Source organism: Roseospirillum parvum (assembly GCF_900100455.1).
Taxonomy (GTDB): domain Bacteria; phylum Pseudomonadota; class Alphaproteobacteria; order Rhodospirillales; family Rhodospirillaceae; genus Roseospirillum; species Roseospirillum parvum.
On the sequence record NZ_FNCV01000001.1, the window covers coordinates 454,331 to 471,781 of the forward strand.

The 17,451-nt window shown below is 71.3% G+C and carries 16 protein-coding genes; 10 read left to right on the top strand and 6 right to left on the bottom strand.

Translation table 11 applies throughout. From position 1 onward, the window contains the following. Positions 1-120: 120 nt before the first annotated feature. On the bottom strand, positions 121-930 hold the full coding sequence (locus BLR95_RS01885) for an EipB family protein (protein WP_092614486.1): 810 nt from the start codon (positions 928-930) through the stop codon (positions 121-123). A gap of 371 nt (positions 931-1,301) precedes the next feature. Between BLR95_RS01885 and BLR95_RS01890 the strand changes: the two genes are divergently transcribed. From BLR95_RS01890 to fba, 5 genes are all read left to right on the top strand, one after another. Next, entirely contained in the window at positions 1,302-2,096 is a 795-nt protein-coding gene (locus tag BLR95_RS01890) for a GGDEF domain-containing protein (protein ID WP_092614489.1), read from the top strand. Between the two features lie 223 nt (positions 2,097-2,319). Next, positions 2,320-3,330 (top strand): class II fructose-bisphosphatase, encoded by a 1,011-nt coding sequence (glpX, locus tag BLR95_RS01895; RefSeq protein WP_092614492.1) that lies wholly within the window; start codon positions 2,320-2,322, stop codon positions 3,328-3,330. Positions 3,331-3,499: 169 nt separating this feature from the next. Beyond that, positions 3,500-4,438 carry a phosphoribulokinase gene (locus tag BLR95_RS01900; protein ID WP_092614495.1) on the top strand — a complete coding sequence of 313 codons (939 nt, stop codon included), beginning with the start codon at positions 3,500-3,502 and terminating at the stop codon, positions 4,436-4,438. Positions 4,439-4,485: 47 nt separating this feature from the next. Continuing rightward, the gene (gene tkt / locus BLR95_RS01905) at positions 4,486-6,459 is read left to right on the top strand and encodes a transketolase (protein WP_092614498.1); all 1,974 of its coding nucleotides are present in this window, start codon (positions 4,486-4,488) and stop codon (positions 6,457-6,459) included. A gap of 100 nt (positions 6,460-6,559) precedes the next feature. Then, entirely contained in the window at positions 6,560-7,624 is a 1,065-nt protein-coding gene (fba, locus tag BLR95_RS01910) for a class II fructose-bisphosphate aldolase (protein ID WP_092614501.1), read from the top strand. Between the two features lie 216 nt (positions 7,625-7,840). Here fba and BLR95_RS01915 read toward each other — a convergent pair whose 3' ends face one another. After that, the gene (locus BLR95_RS01915) at positions 7,841-8,479 is read right to left on the bottom strand and encodes a LysE family translocator (protein WP_092614504.1); all 639 of its coding nucleotides are present in this window, start codon (positions 8,477-8,479) and stop codon (positions 7,841-7,843) included. A gap of 145 nt (positions 8,480-8,624) precedes the next feature. Between BLR95_RS01915 and BLR95_RS01920 the strand changes: the two genes are divergently transcribed. The 5 genes from BLR95_RS01920 to BLR95_RS01940 all read left to right on the top strand — a co-directional run bounded on the left by BLR95_RS01920 (position 8,625) and on the right by BLR95_RS01940 (position 13,638). Continuing rightward, entirely contained in the window at positions 8,625-9,617 is a 993-nt protein-coding gene (locus BLR95_RS01920) for a hypothetical protein (protein ID WP_092614507.1), read from the top strand. Continuing rightward, positions 9,617-10,573, top strand: coding sequence for an SIS domain-containing protein (locus BLR95_RS01925; protein WP_092614510.1), 957 nt, complete (start codon positions 9,617-9,619; stop codon positions 10,571-10,573). Before BLR95_RS01920 ends, BLR95_RS01925 begins: the two co-directional genes overlap by 1 nt. A 9-nt stretch (positions 10,574-10,582) precedes the next feature. Next, positions 10,583-12,121 (top strand): NTP transferase domain-containing protein, encoded by a 1,539-nt coding sequence (locus BLR95_RS01930; protein WP_092614513.1) that lies wholly within the window; start codon positions 10,583-10,585, stop codon positions 12,119-12,121. Then, on the top strand, positions 12,114-12,500 hold the full coding sequence (locus tag BLR95_RS01935; protein ID WP_092614516.1) for a hypothetical protein: 387 nt from the start codon (positions 12,114-12,116) through the stop codon (positions 12,498-12,500). Before BLR95_RS01930 ends, BLR95_RS01935 begins: the two co-directional genes overlap by 8 nt. Positions 12,501-12,816: 316 nt before the next feature. Beyond that, positions 12,817-13,638, top strand: a complete 822-nt coding sequence (locus BLR95_RS01940; RefSeq protein ID WP_176787519.1) for a substrate-binding periplasmic protein — start codon at positions 12,817-12,819, stop codon at positions 13,636-13,638. Positions 13,639-13,650: 12 nt separating this feature from the next. Here the strand turns inward: BLR95_RS01940 and BLR95_RS01945 are convergent, their stop codons facing one another. The 4 genes from BLR95_RS01945 to BLR95_RS01960 are packed head-to-tail and all read right to left on the bottom strand — an operon-like array spanning position 13,651 to position 17,390. Next, entirely contained in the window at positions 13,651-15,759 is a 2,109-nt protein-coding gene (locus BLR95_RS01945; RefSeq protein ID WP_092614540.1) for a heavy metal translocating P-type ATPase, read from the bottom strand. A 23-nt stretch (positions 15,760-15,782) separates the two neighbouring features. Further along, positions 15,783-16,547: a hypothetical protein gene (locus tag BLR95_RS01950; RefSeq protein WP_092614543.1), complete on the bottom strand. Its 765-nt coding sequence runs from the start codon at positions 16,545-16,547 to the stop codon at positions 15,783-15,785. A 49-nt stretch (positions 16,548-16,596) separates the two neighbouring features. After that, positions 16,597-17,046, bottom strand: a complete 450-nt coding sequence (locus tag BLR95_RS01955) for a magnetosome protein MamC family protein (RefSeq protein WP_092614546.1) — start codon at positions 17,044-17,046, stop codon at positions 16,597-16,599. Beyond that, positions 17,043-17,390: a hypothetical protein gene (locus BLR95_RS01960; protein WP_092614549.1), complete on the bottom strand. Its 348-nt coding sequence runs from the start codon at positions 17,388-17,390 to the stop codon at positions 17,043-17,045. The genes BLR95_RS01955 and BLR95_RS01960 overlap by 4 nt, the downstream gene beginning before the upstream one ends. Positions 17,391-17,451 lie beyond the last annotated feature (61 nt).

Here is a 17,451-nt window from a genome sequence, read left to right on the forward strand (position 1 = left end):
GTTCGGCTCGGGTGTCTGGGGCTCCACCAACGAACTGGCGGGGTCCGGGGGGACCCAGTCCCCCCGGTGGGGGTGTGGGGGCAAAGCCCCCACCTTGTTGTCCATCCGCGCCACGGGCCTCTAGCAGTCCGGCGCCGGGGAGGGGGCGAGGTCGCTCAGGGTGCCTTTCAGGGTGAACTCGGGATAGCTCTGGATCAGACGCTGGCTGACCCCGTTCAGGTGGTAGCGCATGGTCATCTCGAAGCGCGGCACGCTGTTCTGCTTGTCGTCCAGGAAGAAGGCCAGGTTGATCGGCCACGAGGGCAAGGCGAGCAGCGGGCTGTCCAGGTCGCCGGGCAGGTCGGCGGCCAGCCGGCCCCCGATGCCGATGCCCACCTGATAGCGGTTTTCCGGGGTCGAGCCGTCGAACAGCGGGGCGTTGAAAAAGCGCTCGCCGTCCTGGGCGCGTCGCAACAGGGCGATGGCGTGGGCCATCGGCAGCAGGGTGTCGGCCGGCAGGTCGAGGCGCCGGATGACTTCGCCGTCGCTGCGGAAAACGGCTTCCAGGCGGCCGTCGTCGGTGCGTTCGGCTTCGCCCTCGTAGGCCTCCACGGTGCGCCCGTTGCGCTGGTTGTGGGTGCGGAAGGTGAAGCGGCTGCCGTCGCGCGCCTCCCAGGCCAGATAGCTGTAGCGGGTATGCAGCGAGGTGGTGCCGGAGATGGTCAACTCGGTGCGGCTTTCCACCGCCCAGCCGTCGCAGGTGTCGGTCAGCCGATAGACCATGTCGCCATCCACCCCGTTCACCCCGGTTCCCGGCTGGGTGCGCAGCAGGCTCATGCGGTAGGTCGCCTGGTGGGGGATGGGGTCGGGCACCGGCTCGGCGCTGGCCGGCGCGGTGACGGCGACGGCCAGGGCGAGGAGGGCGGCGGACAGCGCGGGGCGGCGGCGCATCAAGGACGGTCTCCGGGTGACGGTGCGGGGCGCCTCCGAGGGTACTCCCCGTCATGGGGCGGGAACAAGATGGGGCGGCAACAAGATGGGACGGCAACAAGGCATCGGCGTGACGGGGCGCGGGCGGTGGGAAATTCCTGCCGCCCGCCCGGCAGAATCGGTCCGCCGGGGCGACGGCGGTGCCGGGTGGGGCAGTCTCCAGGCGCCGCCGGCGGTCGCCTGTGCGACTGGCACGCGGTGTGCTGGAAACACCCCGAGGGCTGGCGGTCGCCTGCCTCGGGGGCGGCAGAAGGCCGCCGGCGAGGTGACCGCCGGCCCTCGGACGCTTTGCGCCCTTTGCCCCCCTTTGACGGAGTCGGGGAGACCCGCCAATGACCCAGCCCACCCCCTGGCCACGCCCCCTGCCGGTGATGCTCGATCCGGCCGAGCTTGACCTGTCGGCGATCAGCGACGCCGATCTGGCGGCTCATGTGGCGCGCATCGGGGCTTATCTGAAGGCCACGGCGCCGGGGGACGGGGCGGGTCCGGCGGTCGCCGGCTCGGAGGGGTTGGCCGATCTGGCGCTGTCCATCGCCGAGGAGATCGCGGCCCGTCTGGCCGCCCAGAACCGGCGCATCGCGGACCTCGAGCGGCTGACCGAAACCGACGAGCTGACCCGGGTGCTCAATCGGCGCGGCTTCGGGCGTCGCCTGCGCCAGACCCTGGCCGAGGCGCGGCGCCACGACGAACCCGGGGTGCTGATCTTCATCGACCTCGACGGCTTCAAGGCGGTCAACGATACCCAGGGACACGCCGCCGGCGATGCCCTGCTGTGCCATCTGGCCCAGTGGCTGCTCGCCGATGTGCGCGACAGCGACGCGGTCGGCCGTCTGGGCGGTGACGAGTTCGCCGTGCTGATGCCGCGCACCCCGTGGGAGGATGGGCTGTCGCGCGCCGAACGGCTGTCGCGCGACCTGCACCGCCAGACGGTCACCCTGCCCGAGGCGACGCTGACCCTGAATGCCAGCTTCGGCGTGCACGGGTTTTCCGGCCGCGAGGGCTGCGCCGAGGAAGTGCTGCGCCAGGCCGATCTGGCCATGTACCAGGTCAAGCGGGCGCGGCGCGCCGAGGGCGCCCTGCGGGGGCGTGGTCCGTTGAGCCTGGCCGCCGTGGCGGCCCGGGTCTGAGGGCTTTCCAGCCCGGTTCTTCGCGTTTTCCACCACCTCTTCCCGCAAATCCACCGCCCGCCGCCCGACCTGCGGGAAGGGGCGCGGCTTGCCCGGAACCACCCGTTGGTGTAGGTATTCCCCCACCTGAAAAAGAGGTTTCTCCCGCCCGCCCGGGTGTTCCCCGGGATCGGCGCTCGCCCCCATGATCTCCCACCACCTTTCCAGGAGGACGTCCGAACCCATGAGCGCCACCCCCGAGACGACCCCGGCCGAGGACACGGCCCGCCCCCGTGCCCCGCTGTTCACCTTCGGCCTGCGCACCATCACCGAGGCCGCCGCCCGCGCCGCCTATGACTGGATCGGCCGGGGCGACAAGAATCGCGGCGATCTGGCCGGCGTGGAGGCCATGCGCGGCGAGTTGAACCGCCTGCCCATCGACGGCGTGGTGGTCATCGGCGAGGGCGAGAAGGACGAGGCGCCGGCCCTTTACAACGGCGAGCAGATCGGCAACCCGGCCCACTCGGTGCAGTTCGACATCGCGGTCGATCCGGTCGAGGGCACCAGCTATCTGGCCAAGGGCATGACCAACGCCATGGCGGTGATCGCCATGGCCCCGCGCGGCACCATGTTCGAGCCCGGGCCCTGTTTCTATATGGAAAAGTTCGCCGGCCCGCCGGCGGTCAAGGGCAAGATCGACCCGGCCGCCCCGGTCTCGGAAAAGCTCCGGGTGCTGTCGCGCGAGATCGGCAAGCCGGTCAGCGAGCTGACCGTCTACGTGCTGGAAAAGCCGCGCCACAAGCGGCTGGTCGAGGCGATCTACGACTGCGGCGCCCGGGTCGCCCTGTACCCGGCCGGCGACGTGGCCGGGGCGCTGATGGCGGCCATTCCGGACAGCGGCGTCGATGCCCTGATGGGCACCGGCGGCACTCCGGAAGGGATCATGACCGCCTGCGCCATCCGCGCCCTGGGCGGCGAGTTCCTGGGCCGCATGGACCCGCAACTGGCCACCGAGCGGGCCGCCGTCACCGCCGCCGGGATGGACACCGCCCGCTGGTACCAGACCGATGAGCTGGTTTCCTCGGACCGCGTCTTCTTCTGCGCCACCGGCATCACCACCGGCCTGTTGCTGGAGGGCGTGGGGCGCGACCGCTTCTTCGAGAAGACCCAGACCCTGATGGTCTCCGGGGTTTCCGGCGAGCGCCAGTTCCTGACCACCTATCACAAGCGCGCCGAGGCGGGCCCGGCGGCCTGAGACCGCCCGACCCCACCACCCCGTCCCGCCCGCGTTTCCGTGACCCGTCAGGACCCGTTGCATCATGATCAAACGGCGGCCGCATTTCGGCCTATTGGGGGCGAGCCAGGGGGGTGCGTCCATGGCCCGCCGGTTCAGCCCCCTCCAGAGACAGCAGGAGTCCCAGTCCATGCCCAAGAACCGCAAGCTCGACCGGCCCGTCATCCTGGGCATCGTCGGCGATTCCGCGGCCGGCAAGAGCACCCTGACCGCCGGCATCGCCAACGTGCTGGGGGCTGACCGCGTGGCCACCATCTGCACCGACGACTATCACGCCTATGACCGCAAGGAGCGGGCCGCCAACGGCCTGTCGGCGCTCGATCCGCGCTGCAACCACGTCGACATTCTGGAGCAGCACATCCGCCTGCTGCGCGACGGTCATCCGATCCTCAAGCCGATCTACAACCACTCGACCGGCACCCTGGACCGTCCGGAGTACGTCGAGCCCAAGGAATACATCATCCTCGAGGGGCTGCTCGGCTACTCGACCCGGGCCATGCGCGACTGCTACGACGTCAAGGTCTACCTGGAGCCCGAGGAAGACCTCAGGGTGGCCTGGAAGATCCACCGCGACACCACCAAGCGCGGCTATACCGAGGAGCAGGTGATCAAGCAGCTCGAGCACCGGGTCCACGATTCCGAGCACTTCATCCGCCCGCAGCGCACCTTCGCCGACATGGTGGTCAGCTTCTACCGGCCGGAAGGCCAGGGCGAGGAGACCGGGGCCAAGCTGAACGTGCGCCACACCCTGCGTCCCACCCTGCCGCACCCCGACCTGACGCCGATCGTCGAGGGCTCCAAGCACGGCATCCGCCTGGAACTGGCCCGCGACACCGACGGCAAGCCGGTCGACGTGCTCGACATCTCCGGCGAGGTCGACGACCGGCGCGCCATGGCCATGGAGGATCTGGTGTGGAACCTGATCCCCGAGGCCAGCCACCTGCGCGACAACCTGGGGCGCTTCACCGACGTCAACAACACCCAGGCGACCAGCCATCCGCTGGCCCTGTCGCAGCTTCTGATCACCTATCATCTGGTCAAGGCGGCGCTGGGCCACTACGCCGTCTGAGCCGTGCCGCCGCGCCCCACCGTCCTTGGAACCAAAGGGATCGCCCGATGACCGTCGCCCACGCCGATCTGGCCAATGCCATCCGCTTCCTCTCCGCCGACGCGGTGCAGAAGGCCAAGTCCGGCCACCCCGGCATGCCCATGGGCATGGCCGACGTGGCCACCGTGCTGTTCAACCGCTACCTGAAGTTCGACCCGCGCAGCCCGCGCTGGCCGGATCGTGACCGCTTCGTGCTGTCGGCCGGTCACGGCTCCATGCTGCTCTACAGCCTCGCCTACCTGACCGGCTTCGAGGACATCGACATCGAGCAGATCAAGAACTTCCGCCAGCTCGGGGCGCGCACCGCCGGCCATCCGGAGTACGGCCACGTGATGGCCGCCGAGACCACCACCGGGCCGCTCGGCCAGGGGCTGGCCAACGCGGTGGGCATGGCCCTGGCCGAGAAGATGCGCGCCGCCCGCTACGGCAAGTCGGTGGTCGATCACTTCACCTACGTCATCGCCGGCGACGGCTGTCTGATGGAGGGGGTCAGCCAGGAGGCCATCTCGCTGGCCGGGCACCATCGCCTGAGCAAGCTGATCGTGTTCTGGGACGACAACGGCATCTGCATCGACGGCACCACCGACAAGACCATCAGTTGCGATCAGTTGGCCCGCTTCCGGGCCAGCCGCTGGAACACCCTGGAGATCGACGGCCACGATCCCGAGGCCATCGCCGCGGCCATCGAGACGGCGCGGAAGAGCGACCGCCCGACCCTGATCGCCTGCAAGACGGTGATCGGCTTCGGCGCCCCCACCCTGGCCGGCAGTGAAAAGACCCACGGCGCCCCGCTGGGCGACGAGGAGTTGGCCGGGGCGCGCGAAAAGCTGGGCTGGCCCCATGCCCCCTTCGAGGTGCCCGAGGCGGTGCTCGCCACCTGGCGTCAGGCCATCGAGCGGGGCGCCGACGCGCGCCGCCAGTGGGAAAGCCGCTTCGGCGCCCTGCCGGCCGAGACCCGGCAGGAGTTCGAGCGCACCGAGGACGGCCGCCTGCCCGCCGGCTGGCTGGACAAGCTCAACGCCTTCAAGCAGGAGCACAGCGCGGCGGCGACCAAGGTGGCCACCCGCAAGGCCAGCGAGATGGTCCTCGGCGTGCTGACCGAGGCGGTGCCGGAGCTGGTCGGCGGCTCGGCCGACCTGACCCACTCCAACCTGACCATCACCAAGGCCACCCAGCCGGTCACCCCGCAGGACGCCTCGGGGCGCTACATCCACTGGGGGGTGCGCGAGCACGGCATGGGCAGCGCCATGAACGGCATGGCCCTGCACGGCGGCTTCATCCCCTACGGCGGCACCTTCCTGGTCTTCTCCGACTACTGCCGTCCGGCCATCCGCATGGCGGCGCTGATGGGCAAGCGGGTGGTTTTCGTGATGACCCACGATTCCATCGGCCTGGGCGAGGACGGCCCGACCCACCAGCCGATCGAGCATCTGGCCTCGCTGCGCGCCATGCCCGGCGTGTTGACCATGCGCCCGGCCGACATCATCGAGACCGCCGAGTGCTGGGCCGCCGCCCTGGAAGCCTCGGACCGGCCCAGCGTGCTGGCCCTGTCGCGCCAGGGTCTGCCCTGTCTGCGCGCCGAACATACCGACGAAAACCTGTCGGCCAAGGGGGCCTATGTGCTGGCCGAGGCCGAGGGGCCGCGTCAGGTGACCCTGCTGGCCACCGGCTCGGAGGTTGAAATCGCCCTCAAGGCCCGCGATATGTTGGGCGCCGAGGGTGTCGCGGCGGCCGTCGTCTCGATGCCCTGCTGGGAGCTGTTCGACGCCCAGCCCGAGGCCTACCGGCGTCAGGTGCTGGGCTCCGGCCCGCGGGTCGCGGTCGAGGCCATGAGCACCTTCGGCTGGGAGAAGTACGTCGGCTCGCGCGGCGGCATCGTCGGCATGACCGGCTTCGGCGCCTCGGCGCCCGCCCCGGCGCTGTACGAGCACTTCGGGATCACCGCCGAGGCGGTGGTCGCGGCGGCCCGCGAGCGTCTCTGATCCTTCACGCGCACCGGGGCGCCGGGGGCGGTGGAAAGCGCCCCTTGGCCTCCGGTCGCGCAAGTTTTTCTGTCACCACGGACTGCAAGGACCCGCACCCATGGCTCTCGTCTCGATGCGTCAGTTGCTCGACCACGCCGCCGAGCACGGCTACGGCATCCCGGCCTTCAACGTGAACAACCTGGAGCAGGTCCAGGCGATCATGGAAGCCGCCCGGGAGACCGACAGCCCGGTCATCCTCCAGGCCTCGGCCGGGGCCCGCAAGTACGCCGGCGCCCCCTTCCTGCGCCACCTCATCGAGGCGGCGGTGGAGATGTACCCGGAAATCCCCGTCACCATGCACCAGGACCACGGGACCAGCCCGGCGGTCTGCCAGCGCTCCATCCAGCTCGGCTTCAGCTCGGTGATGATGGACGGTTCGCTGGGCACCGATGGCAAGACCCCGACCGACTATGAGTACAACGTCGAGGTCACCCGCCGGGTGGTCGAGATGGCTCATGCCTGCGGTGTCTCGGTGGAGGGCGAACTGGGTTGCCTGGGCTCGCTGGAGACCGGTCAGGCCGGCGAGGAAGATGGTGTCGGCGCCGAGGGCACGCTGGACCACAGCCAGCTTCTGACCGACCCCGACGAGGCTGCCGACTTCGTCAAGAAGACCCATGTCGATGCCCTGGCCATCGCCATCGGGACCAGCCACGGGGCCTACAAGTTCACCCGTCCGCCGACCGGCGACATCCTGGCCATCGGCCGCATCAAGGAAATCCACGCCCGCATCCCCAACACCCATCTGGTGATGCATGGGTCCTCCTCGGTGCCGCAGGAGTGGCTGAAGATCATCAACGAGTTCGGCGGCGACATGGGCGCCACCTACGGGGTGCCGGTCGAGGAGATCGTCGAGGGCATCAAGCACGGCGTGCGCAAGGTGAACATCGACACCGACCTGCGCATGGCCTCCACCGGCGCGGTGCGCAAGTTCCTGCACGACAAGCCCAAGGAGTTCGATCCGCGCAAGTTCCTGGCCGCGACGCGGACCGCCATGAAGGGTATCTGCAAGGACCGCTACGAGGCTTTCGGCACCGCCGGCAACGCCAGCAAGATCAAGGCGATCAACCTGGAAGAGATGTTCAAGCGCTACGAGGCCGGCGACCTCGACCCGAAGGTCAACTGAGGCCGCGTCGGGCAAACCCAAGGGGGCGCTGCCCCCTTGACCCCCGCCGGGGGGACCAGGGGCCCCCCCGGACCCCCGCCGTGACTTAAAACCCCACCAAGGGGGGCTTGCCCCCCTTGGTGGGGTTTTGATTCATGGTGGGGTCTGGGGAGGCCTCCCGGCCTCCCCAGCGGGGTTCAAAGGGGCGGCGCCCCTTTGCGTTCGCCCGACGCCGCCTCAGTGACTGTCGAGCGCGAGGCGCGTCGCGGCGGCGGCGAAGGCGGCCGCGAAGGCCCGTTGAATCCACTTGGTCAGCCGTTCCGAGGCCAGCACGTAGTGGCGCACCGCGTTGGCGGCCAGTCCGTAGCCGGCGAAGACGACCAGCGTCATCAGCATGAAGACGCCGCCGAGCAGGCTCATCTGGGCCAGCGTGTGGGGGCTGTCCGGGGGCACGAACTGGGGCAGGAAGGCGAGGAAGAACAGCGACAGCTTGGGATTGAGGATGTTCACCAGCACCCCGCGCGTCGCCACCCGGGTCCACGAGGCGCGGCCCTGGCCGTCGTCGTTGACCTTGAGGGCGTTGGGATGGCGCCACATGGTGACCGCCAGATAGATCAGGTAGGCCACGCCGACCATCTTCACCACCTGGAAGGCCACCGCGCTGGCGTGCAGCAGGGCGGCCAGACCAAGCAGGGCGGCGGCCAGATGGGGCACGATGCCAATGGTGCAGCCAAGGGCCGCCGCCAGACCACCGCGGGCCCCCGCGAACAGGCCGTTGGCCAGGGTGTAGAGCACCCCGGCGCCGGGTACCAGAACGACCACCAGGGCGGTCAGCAGATAATCGGGGCCGACGACGCCGGCAAGATCGATGGGCATGGGAGCCTCCCGGGTTGGGGCGAGGGGAAAGAGTGCGCCCGGCGACACCGGTGGTCAATGCCCGGGGTGAAGGTCGGGCGGGCGATTAACCGTTCCTTATGGGCCATCGGGCACCCTTAAAGGACCCCGCCGCCAGGATTCCGCCATGCCCGCCTATCCGGTCGACCAGCAGTACGACACCTATCGCGATTTCCAGCGCCGGGCCGGGGCGCGGCCCGACGAGTGGCTGTTCGTCTGCGCCTACGGCATCGGCGACACCTACATGACCTGCGGCCTGGCCATGGCCTTCAAGGACCAGATGGCGCGGCGCGGCGCGCCGGGGCGGCTGGCGGTGGCGGTGAAGAAAAGCCAGATCGAGGTGGCCCGCCTGTTCGAGCCGCTGATCGACCGCATCGTGGCCTTCGAGGCGGTGGACCTGGAGGCGCTGTTCCGCTTCTCCCGCTTCGAGCCCGGCCAGCCGATCATCGCCCACCCCTTCCACTACGGCGACGGCCGCCTGTGCCACTGGCTGACCCGCGAGGGGGTGCACCTGCTCGACCTGCACCGCTTCATGATGGACCTGCCGTTCGACGCCATGCCGGCGCCGCCGGTGGTGCCGGCCGACCAGCGTCAGGCGGCGCGGGCCCGGCTGGAAGGGTGGGGCCTGCCGCGCGGCCGCACCGTGCTGCTGGCGCCCCATGCCTACTCCACCGCCACCCTGCCGCTGGGCTTCTGGAACACGCTCACGGCGCGCCTCAAGGCGGCCGGCTGGGAGGTGGTCCTGAACGTCGATCCGCGCTTCCCGGTCACCGTCGAGGGGGCGCGGCCGATCGAGTTCCCGCTCGGCGAGGCGCTGCCGGTGGCCGATCATTGCGGCTGGGTGATCTCGTCGCGTTCCGGGTTGACCGATATCCTGTCCACCACCCGGGCCCGGCTGTCGGTCCTCTACCCGCGTTTCGCCGACGGCTGGGGCCAGTCGTGGAACCCGCGCACCGCCTACGACCTCGCGGCGATGGGCCTGCGCCCGGGCTGCGAGCAGCACGTGGCGGTGATCGATGGCGACTGGGCGCCGGTGCTCGACGCCCTGCTGGCCGGGCCCAATGGGGCGCCATCAACCGATGCGTCCCCAACCGATGCGTCCCCAACTGGAGCCCCGTGATGGGGGCCGGGGCCGAGCGGGTGGGCCGGTCGATCAAGGCCCAGGTGCGGGCGCTTGAGGCCTTTGCCGACGATCCGGCCCATGCTCCGGCGGTCGAGGCGGCGCTCGACGTGCTGCGCGCCGCGCCGCCGCCGGTGCTGTTCGTCGGCATCGGCAAGTCGGGGCATGTCTGCGGCAAGCTGGCGGCGACCTTCGCCAGCGTCGGCCTGCCGGCCCTGTTCGTCAACGCCGGCGAAGCCCTGCACGGCGACTGCGGGATGCTGCTGCCCGGCCGGGCGGCGGTGCTGATCTCCTATTCCGGGGCAACGCGCGAGGTGCTGGCCACCCTGCCGGTGCTCCACAAGCGCGACTGCCCGGTGATCGCCCTGACCGGGCGGCCCGACAGCCCGCTGGCCGCCGCCGCCCGGGTGGTGCTGCCGGTGGCGGTGCCGGCCGAGGCCGATCCCCTGGGCATCGTGCCCACCGCCTCGACCACCCTGGCCCAGGTGGTCGGCGAGGGGTTGGCCGCCGCCCTGATGGGCGAACGCGGCACCTCGCCCGAGGAATTCCTGGAAAACCACCCCGGCGGCCGCCTGGGCGCCGTGCTCGGGCTGACCGTGGAGGGCGTCATGCGGCGCGGCGACGGCCTGCCGCGCCTGGAAGCCAACCGCTCGCTGATCGATGCCGGGCGGCTGATGGCGGGCAGCGACCTGGGGGCGCTCTGCGTCACCGAGGGCGGGCGGCTGGTCGGCCTGCTCACCCGGGCGGCGCTGGACGACGCCCTGGCCGGCGGCGAGACCCGCGATCCCGGCGCCCTGGCCACCCCGGCACCGGTGGTTCTGCGCAGCGCCGACCCGCTGCCGGCGGCCGAGCAGGCGCTGGCCGGGGCCGGGGTGGCCTGGGCCCCGGTGGTCGATGCGGCCGGCCGGCTGGCCGGGGTGGCGGTGGCGCGCGATCTGCTGCGCGCCGTGAAGTAGGGGGAGAGGATGGAGATCAAGGATATCGGCCACGTGGTGGTGCAGGCCGGCGGCCCCGGCACGCGCATGCAGCACCACACCTGGAACAAGCCCAAGTGCCTGATTTCGGTCGGTGGGCGGCCCATCCTCTATCATCTGTTCGCGGCCTTTCCGGGGGCCCGCTTCACGGTCATCGGCGACTATCTGTTCGAGCGCCTGCAATCGTACCTCGCCGCCAATCCGCCGGGAGTCGAGGTGACCCTGGTGCGGACCACCGACAAGGGCACCGCGGCCGGCGTCGCCGCCGCCCTGGATCAGGTGCCCGACGGCGCCCCGCTGGCCCTGGTGTGGTCCGACCTGCTGGTCCACGCGGCGCCCCGGGGGACGGTGGGGACGGCCCCGGTGGTCGGCCTGTCGCGCAGCTTTCCCTGCCGCTGGTCGATGGGCGCGGACGGCGGGCTGGTCGAGGAAAGCTCCGAGCGGCGCGGCGTGGCCGGCTTTTTCGCCTTCCCCGACAAGTCCTGGCTGGCCGGGGTGCCGGCGCGCGGCGAGTTCGTGCGCTGGCTGTCCGGGCAGGGCTGGGCGCTGGGCGAGACCTTCCTGGACGAGGTCCAGGAGATCGGCGTCCTGCCGGCCCTGGAAGAGGCCCTGCACTCGGCCACCTGGAGCCGCTTCTTCAACGAGGTGACGCTGGGCGAGACGGAGGTGGTGAAGCGTCCCCGCGCCGCCTCGCACGCCCGGCTGATCGACGACGAGATCGGCTGGTACGACAGCGTGCGGGTGCTCGGCTTCGATCGCGCCCCCCGGGTGCTCGGCCGGCGCCCGTTGAGGCTTCAGCGCATCGACGGCCGCCACGCCTTCGAGCTGGGCGAGTTGCCCCGGGCCCGCCGGGCCGCCATCCTGGGCGATGTCTTCGCCACCTTCGAGCGCCTGCACGGCCTGGAGGGCGGGGCCGCCGACCGCGACGCGCTGACCGACGTCTACGTGGTGAAAACCCTCGACCGGGTGCGCCAGGTGGGCGGCCTGATCCCCCACCTCGAGGTGCCCGAGGTGCGCATCAACGGCCGCCTGTGCGCCAATCCCTTCGCCCCCGGGCGCGAGGGGCGGATGGCCGAGCTGGCGGCGCCGCTGCTCGCCGACTGCGCGGCGTTCCGGGTCATCCACGGCGACCCCACCTTCTCCAACATGCTGATCGATGGCGAGGACAAGGCCTGGCTGATCGACCCCCGGGGCTCGTTCGGGCAGGTCCGGCTGTTCGGCGATCCGCGCTACGACTGGGCCAAGCTGTATTATTCGGTGGTCGGCGACTACGACATGTTCAACCGCCGCCGGTTCACCCTGAAGGTGGCCCCCGAGGGCGTCGAGATCGATCTGGCGAGCAACGGCTGGGCCGACCTCAAGCCGATGTTCACCGAGCGCTTCGGGACGGACGGCCAGCGCCAGCTCGACCTGCTGCACGCGCTGATCTGGCTGTCCCTGTCGGGCTACGTGCGCGACGACCTCGACTCGGTGCTGGGGGCGTTCTATCTGGGATTGTGGTGGCTGGAGGGGGCGCGCGGCGATGGCTGACGCGGCGACCACCCTGACCCTGAGCCGGCTGCCCAAGACCTGGCTGATCGACGTGGACGGGGTCTGTCTGGCCCACAACGGCCACCTGCGGGCCGACGAGCGCCTGTTGCCCGGGGTGCGGGAATTCTGGGCCGGCCTTGGTGCCGACGACATGGTGATCCTGCTGTCGGCCCGCGAGGAGTCCTGGCGCGCCCCCACCCTGGCCCTGTTCGCGGACCTCGGCCTTCGGGTCGATCAGGCGCTGTTCGGCCTGCCGGTGGGCGAGCGCATCCTGATCAACGACAAAAAGCCCGGCGGCCTGCTGACCGCCCACGCGGTGAACCTGGCCCGCGACGCCGGTCTGGAGAGCGTGCGCATCGACCTCGACCCGACCCTGTGAAGCTGGTGGGTGAGGCTGGTGGGCGGGGTTGGTGGCGCGCAGGAATAACCGTGCGCGTCATGATAACGACGCGCTTGACGTCGCGGGGCCGCTTTCCCGATCATGTTTTCCAATTAAGGAAAGGTCCCGTGGCCGGGCCAGGACGCCCCGCCGCGGGCCACAAGAAAACACCAAAAGGGAACCCGGGATATCCGCTGCATGCCGTCGTCGGAAGGCCGCCCGGCCCTCCCCGCAGGGGGCTTGTTGCCCTGTATGTTTCCGCAAGGACCCGCCGATGGCCTTTTCCTTCCCGGCTTTTCAGCGATCCGGCCGCCGCGTGGCGGTGATCTTGCCGCCGGTGAGCTTGCTGACGGTGACCTTGCTGACGGTGCTTGTCCTGCTGGCCGGGCTGGCGCCGGCGGCGGCCGAGTCGGCGGGCGGGTTCCCGCCCATCGGGTTGCGGCTGGGCACCGACATCTGGCCGCCCTACGAGGACGAGACGGAAGACGGCGAGGTGGTCGGCCTGTCGAGCCAGATCATCCGCGCCGTGCTGGCCGACATGGCGGTGCCGGTGGCCGGCATCAAGACCTACCCCTGGGCGCGCGGGCTGCACCTGCTGGAGCGCGGCCGGATCGACGGCCTGTTCTCGGGCATCCGCACCGCCGAGCGGGCCCAAAGGTTCCTCTATCCGACCGAGGCCCTGGTCCGCTCGTTCTGGGTGGTGGTGGTGCGCCGCGCCGACGCCGCCCGCTTCCCCTTCACCACCTGGGACGACCTGCGGCGCGGCCATCTGGGCGTGGTGCGGGGTTACAGCTACGGGGCGGCCTTCGACGCCTTTCTTGAAACCCATCCCAACCTGCAGCGGGCCGACGACCTGACCCAGAACCTGCGCAAGCTGGACGGCGGGCGGGTCGATTACGTGGTCGCCGACCTGATGCACGGCCGCCACCTGATCCACCAACTGGGCCTGGACGGGCGACTGGTGATCGCCGGGCCCCGCCACATCGCGCCGACCCACTACTACGTGTTCTTCTCGCCGGCCACGGTGACGCGCGACTTCGTCGACCGCTTCAACGCGGCCCTCGGCCGCTTCAAGGCCACGCCGCGCTATCGGGCGCTGGTCGAGGCCGCCGCCGGTCCCGGGGCGCTGGCCCGCTGAGGCGGGGGACCGTCAGCGGTCGGTGGAGCGCCGGCCGATGGCCAGGGCCGAGAGCAGGACGCCGACCGTGGTGCCGTTGTGCAGCAGGGCGGCCGGGGCCGGCGGCAGGCGGCCGAGGGCGGCGCCCAGCATGACCAGCCCGTTGATGCCGGCGGCCAGCTTGAAGTTGGTGTCGATGCGGGCCAGCGTCCGTTGGGCCAGGGTGCGGATGGCCGGGATGGCGTCCAGCCGGTCGGCGGTCAGCACGACGTCGGCGGTGGCCCGCGCGATGTCGGCGCCGCGCGGCAGGGTGATGCCGATGTCGGCCTCCATCAGCGCCGGGGCGTCGTTGACCCCGTCGCCGACAAAGGCGACCCGCCGCCCCTCGGCCTTCAGGTCGGCCAGGATGCGGGCCTTGTCCTCTGGCGCAACACGGGTGTGCACGGCGTCCAGGCCGAGGTGCCTGCCCAGGGCCTCGGCGGTCGGGCCGTGGTCGCCGGTGATCATCACCAGATGCTCGATGCCGGCGGCCCGCAGGTCCTCGATCACCTGGGGCGCCTCCGCACGCATGCGGTCCTTCAGCACGATCACCCCGTGCGGCACGCCGCCCGAGCCGATGAAAAGCAGCGAGCCGCCCTGGCTGGACAGCTCCGCCAGGCGTTCCTCGGAGGCCGAGAAGTCGATGCCCTCGTGTTCCTCCAGGTAGTGGCGGCTGCCGATGCGGATGTCGCGCCCGTCGACCGTGGTGGCCAGCCCATGGCCGACGAAGAAGGCCACTTCCTCGTGGTCGAGGTGGGCCAGACGGCGCTTGCGGGCCAGCTCGACCACCGCCTTGGAGACCGGGTGGCGGCTGTGCTCGGCCACCGAGGCGACCAGGGCGAGCAGCGATTCCTCGTCCAGGCAGTACGGGCCGAGGCAACTGATCTCGATCACTTCCAGGGCGTTGTGGGTCAGGGTGCCGGTCTTGTCGAAGACCACGGTATCGGCCTCGGCCAGCGCCTCCAGGGCCAGGCCGCCCTTGACCAGGGCGCCGTCGGCGGCGGCGCGCGACATCGCCGACTTGATGGCGACCGAGGTGCCGAGCTTGGTGGCACACGAGAAATCGACCAGGAAGATCGATTCAAGGCGCTTGAGATCGCGGGTCAGGGCGTAGACCAGCAGGCCCAGGACCAGGGTGATGGTGACCCGCTTGTCGGCCAACTGGGCAGCCTTGGACAGGCGGCCCTGGTCGTTCTCGATGGCTTCTTCCAGGAAGCGGGCGATGCGGGCCGTGGTGGTCGCCGGCCCGACCTTCTCGGCGGCCACCACCAGCCGGCCCTCGACGACCACCGAGCCGGCCAGGACGGGGTCGCCGGGCTCGCGCGGGATGGGCAGGCTTTCGCCGGTCACCGTGGCCTGGTTGACGGTGGCCAGACCATCGACGGCGCGGCCGTCCACCGGCACCGTCTCGCCGGGGCCGACGACCACCCGCGCCCCTTCGGCCAACTGGCTGACCGGCACCGTGTGCAGGCGGCCATCGGCGCTTTCCACCGTCGCCTCGCCCATGTCGGGGCGCATCAGGTGGCGCAAAAGGTCGTCGGAGGCGCGCCGGGTCGAGCTTTCCACATACTCGGCCAGGGAGAGCAGCATCTGGGTCAGGTTGGCGGTGGTCAGCGAGCCGCTGGCGGCGGCCAGCCCGACCGCCGTGGCGTCCAGCACCTCGACGCTCAAGCCCCGGGTGAAGGCGCCGCGCACCCCGGCGGCCAGGGTCGGGGCGATGTGCACGGCGGTCAGGGCGACGGCCAGCGGGCGCGGCAGGGCCAGGCTCAGCACGGTGGCCAGGGCGCCGCCGAGCAGGGGCAGGGGGTCGGGCGGGGCGGCGTCGCGGCGGTCGCTCAGCCGACGCGGCACCTGACCGGACAGGGCGGCCCGGATGGCGTCTTCCAGATCTTCCTGCGACAGGCTGTCCTGTGCGGGGCCGGCCTGCGACGGGCCGCTGTGCTCGACCACCAGCGAGCGGGCATGACGGTTGACCCGGGCCCGCGAGACGCCGGGAAGGGCCTCCAGGTAGGCCACCACATAGCGCCTGTCCAGGCTGGGATCGGCCAGCGCCGGCACCCGGAAACGGGTGCGGCCCGGACAGGCGTGAACGACCTCGAACATGTCAGCGACCGGGCGGCTCTGGGTCAGCCGTTGCCGTTCTCCGTTTCGGCCTCGCCGTTGCCCTGGGGTGCCTCGGCGGCGCCCCGGGCGGCGGCGTGCAGTTCGGCCTCGACGTCCTGGAAGCGCTCCTTCAACTCCTCGACACCGCCCTGGAGCATGCCCCACAGGCTGGCCAGCGACTGCATGGTCTTGGTCTGCACGCCCGGGTTGGACAGCACCATGGCGCCCAGGGCACCGACCAGCAGGCCCTTCAGATAGGCCTCGTTGCGCACGTCGAACCAGCCGCTGGTCCAGGAAAAGGCGCTGCCGGGCTGGGCCCCCATGCCGGGGTTCGGCGCGGCGCCCGGGGCGGCGCCGCCGTGCGGTCCGCCCCAGTTTCCGGCCCAGTTTCCGGCCCAGTTTCCGGGGGCGGCTCCGGGGGCGGCGCCGGGCATGCCCCACGGGGCGCCGGTGTAGGCCATGCCGGGATGGGCCATGCCGGGATGGGGCATGCCCTGATAGGCCATGCCCTGGAAGGCCATTTCCGGGTGCGGCATGCCCGGGTAAGGCATGCCCGGGTAAGGCATGCCCGGGTAAGGCATGCCCGGGTAAGGCATGCCGGGGTGAGGTATGCCCCACGGGGCGCCGGTGTAGGCCATGCCCGGATGGGGCGCGGCGTGGGGGCCGGGGTTGGCGTGATGCGGCTGGGCGGTCGGTCCGAACGGGCCGGCGCCGGGCGAGGCGCCAGGGCCGGCATCGGCGGCGGGGCCTTGGGCATCCTGGGCGCAGGCCTGGGTCTCGGCCGTCATGTCGCGGGGTATCCTGTTCTGAAGGTGAAAACGGGGGCGGGGTTCGGGATCAGGCCTTGGCGGCGCGGCTGCGCGCGGTCGACTTGCCGGGCGCCGGCTTGGCCGTTTCGTCGCTTTCAGCCTCGGCCTCGGCCGCCTCGGCGCGGGCGGCGCGCGCCGGGCGTTCCAGGGCGTACAGGGCGGCGGCCCCGGTGGCCACCATGGCCAGCGCCGAAACCACCGGCCCGCCCCGGATGGCGCCGGCCACGGCGGCGCCCAGGCCGGTGGCCAGGCCGCTCTTGCCGGCCCCGACCAGGACCTCGCGGGTGGCCTGTTCGGGGCTCACCGTGCCGGCCCTCAGCGGGGCCACGTTGCGGGCCAGGACGGCGGCGGCGCCGATCAGCGCGCCGACGGCGCCGCCACGCACCAGGGTGTCGGCAATGCCGGGAGTGCCGGCGGGAAGCATGGCGCCGACCGGGAGGCTGGGGGTGCCGTGGCCGTGCGAGGGGTCCTGACTCATGATGCGCAATCTCCGGTCTTAAGGGCGGCAAGGCGGTCGGCCAGCCAGTCCCGGACCCGCGTTTCGGATCCGTTCAGGCAGTCCTCCCAGAAGGCGGCGGGGAAGGCCTCCGCCGGATAGGTGATGACCACCGACCCGGCGGCCCGGTTGAGGCGCACCGAGGAGCCGGGGCCGAACAGCCGTTCCAGGCTGCCGATGTCGGTCCCCGCCGCGCCGTGTTGCTGGACCACCGCCTTGGCGGCGGGGGCGATGCGCAGGCGGATGCGCCCGGGGACCTGATGGACCCGCGTCAGATGCGGCCGCAGGGCCAGGAAGAGGTCAATGGAAGCATCGGAGACGGTCATCTGACGGGGGTCATTCACGTGGTGGTCAAGAACAGGGGGCAAGAAAACTGGCGGGCCTTTC

What these genes read in the sequence shown, in the direction of transcription:
- BLR95_RS01885 (WP_092614486.1), bottom strand. Translation starts at nt 930, where the DNA reads ATGCGCCGCCGCCCCGCGCTGTCCGCCGCCCTCCTCGCCCTGGCCGTC.
- BLR95_RS01890 (WP_092614489.1), top strand. Translation starts at nt 1,302, where the DNA reads ATGACCCAGCCCACCCCCTGGCCACGCCCCCTGCCGGTGATGCTCGAT.
- glpX (WP_092614492.1), top strand. Translation starts at nt 2,320, where the DNA reads ATGAGCGCCACCCCCGAGACGACCCCGGCCGAGGACACGGCCCGCCCC.
- BLR95_RS01900 (WP_092614495.1), top strand. Translation starts at nt 3,500, where the DNA reads ATGCCCAAGAACCGCAAGCTCGACCGGCCCGTCATCCTGGGCATCGTC.
- tkt (WP_092614498.1), top strand. Translation starts at nt 4,486, where the DNA reads ATGACCGTCGCCCACGCCGATCTGGCCAATGCCATCCGCTTCCTCTCC.
- fba (WP_092614501.1), top strand. Translation starts at nt 6,560, where the DNA reads ATGGCTCTCGTCTCGATGCGTCAGTTGCTCGACCACGCCGCCGAGCAC.
- BLR95_RS01915 (WP_092614504.1), bottom strand. Translation starts at nt 8,479, where the DNA reads ATGCCCATCGATCTTGCCGGCGTCGTCGGCCCCGATTATCTGCTGACC.
- BLR95_RS01920 (WP_092614507.1), top strand. Translation starts at nt 8,625, where the DNA reads ATGCCCGCCTATCCGGTCGACCAGCAGTACGACACCTATCGCGATTTC.
- BLR95_RS01925 (WP_092614510.1), top strand. Translation starts at nt 9,617, where the DNA reads ATGGGGGCCGGGGCCGAGCGGGTGGGCCGGTCGATCAAGGCCCAGGTG.
- BLR95_RS01930 (WP_092614513.1), top strand. Translation starts at nt 10,583, where the DNA reads ATGGAGATCAAGGATATCGGCCACGTGGTGGTGCAGGCCGGCGGCCCC.
- BLR95_RS01935 (WP_092614516.1), top strand. Translation starts at nt 12,114, where the DNA reads ATGGCTGACGCGGCGACCACCCTGACCCTGAGCCGGCTGCCCAAGACC.
- BLR95_RS01945 (WP_092614540.1), bottom strand. Translation starts at nt 15,759, where the DNA reads ATGTTCGAGGTCGTTCACGCCTGTCCGGGCCGCACCCGTTTCCGGGTG.
- BLR95_RS01950 (WP_092614543.1), bottom strand. Translation starts at nt 16,547, where the DNA reads ATGACGGCCGAGACCCAGGCCTGCGCCCAGGATGCCCAAGGCCCCGCC.
- BLR95_RS01955 (WP_092614546.1), bottom strand. Translation starts at nt 17,046, where the DNA reads ATGAGTCAGGACCCCTCGCACGGCCACGGCACCCCCAGCCTCCCGGTC.
- BLR95_RS01960 (WP_092614549.1), bottom strand. Translation starts at nt 17,390, where the DNA reads ATGACCGTCTCCGATGCTTCCATTGACCTCTTCCTGGCCCTGCGGCCG.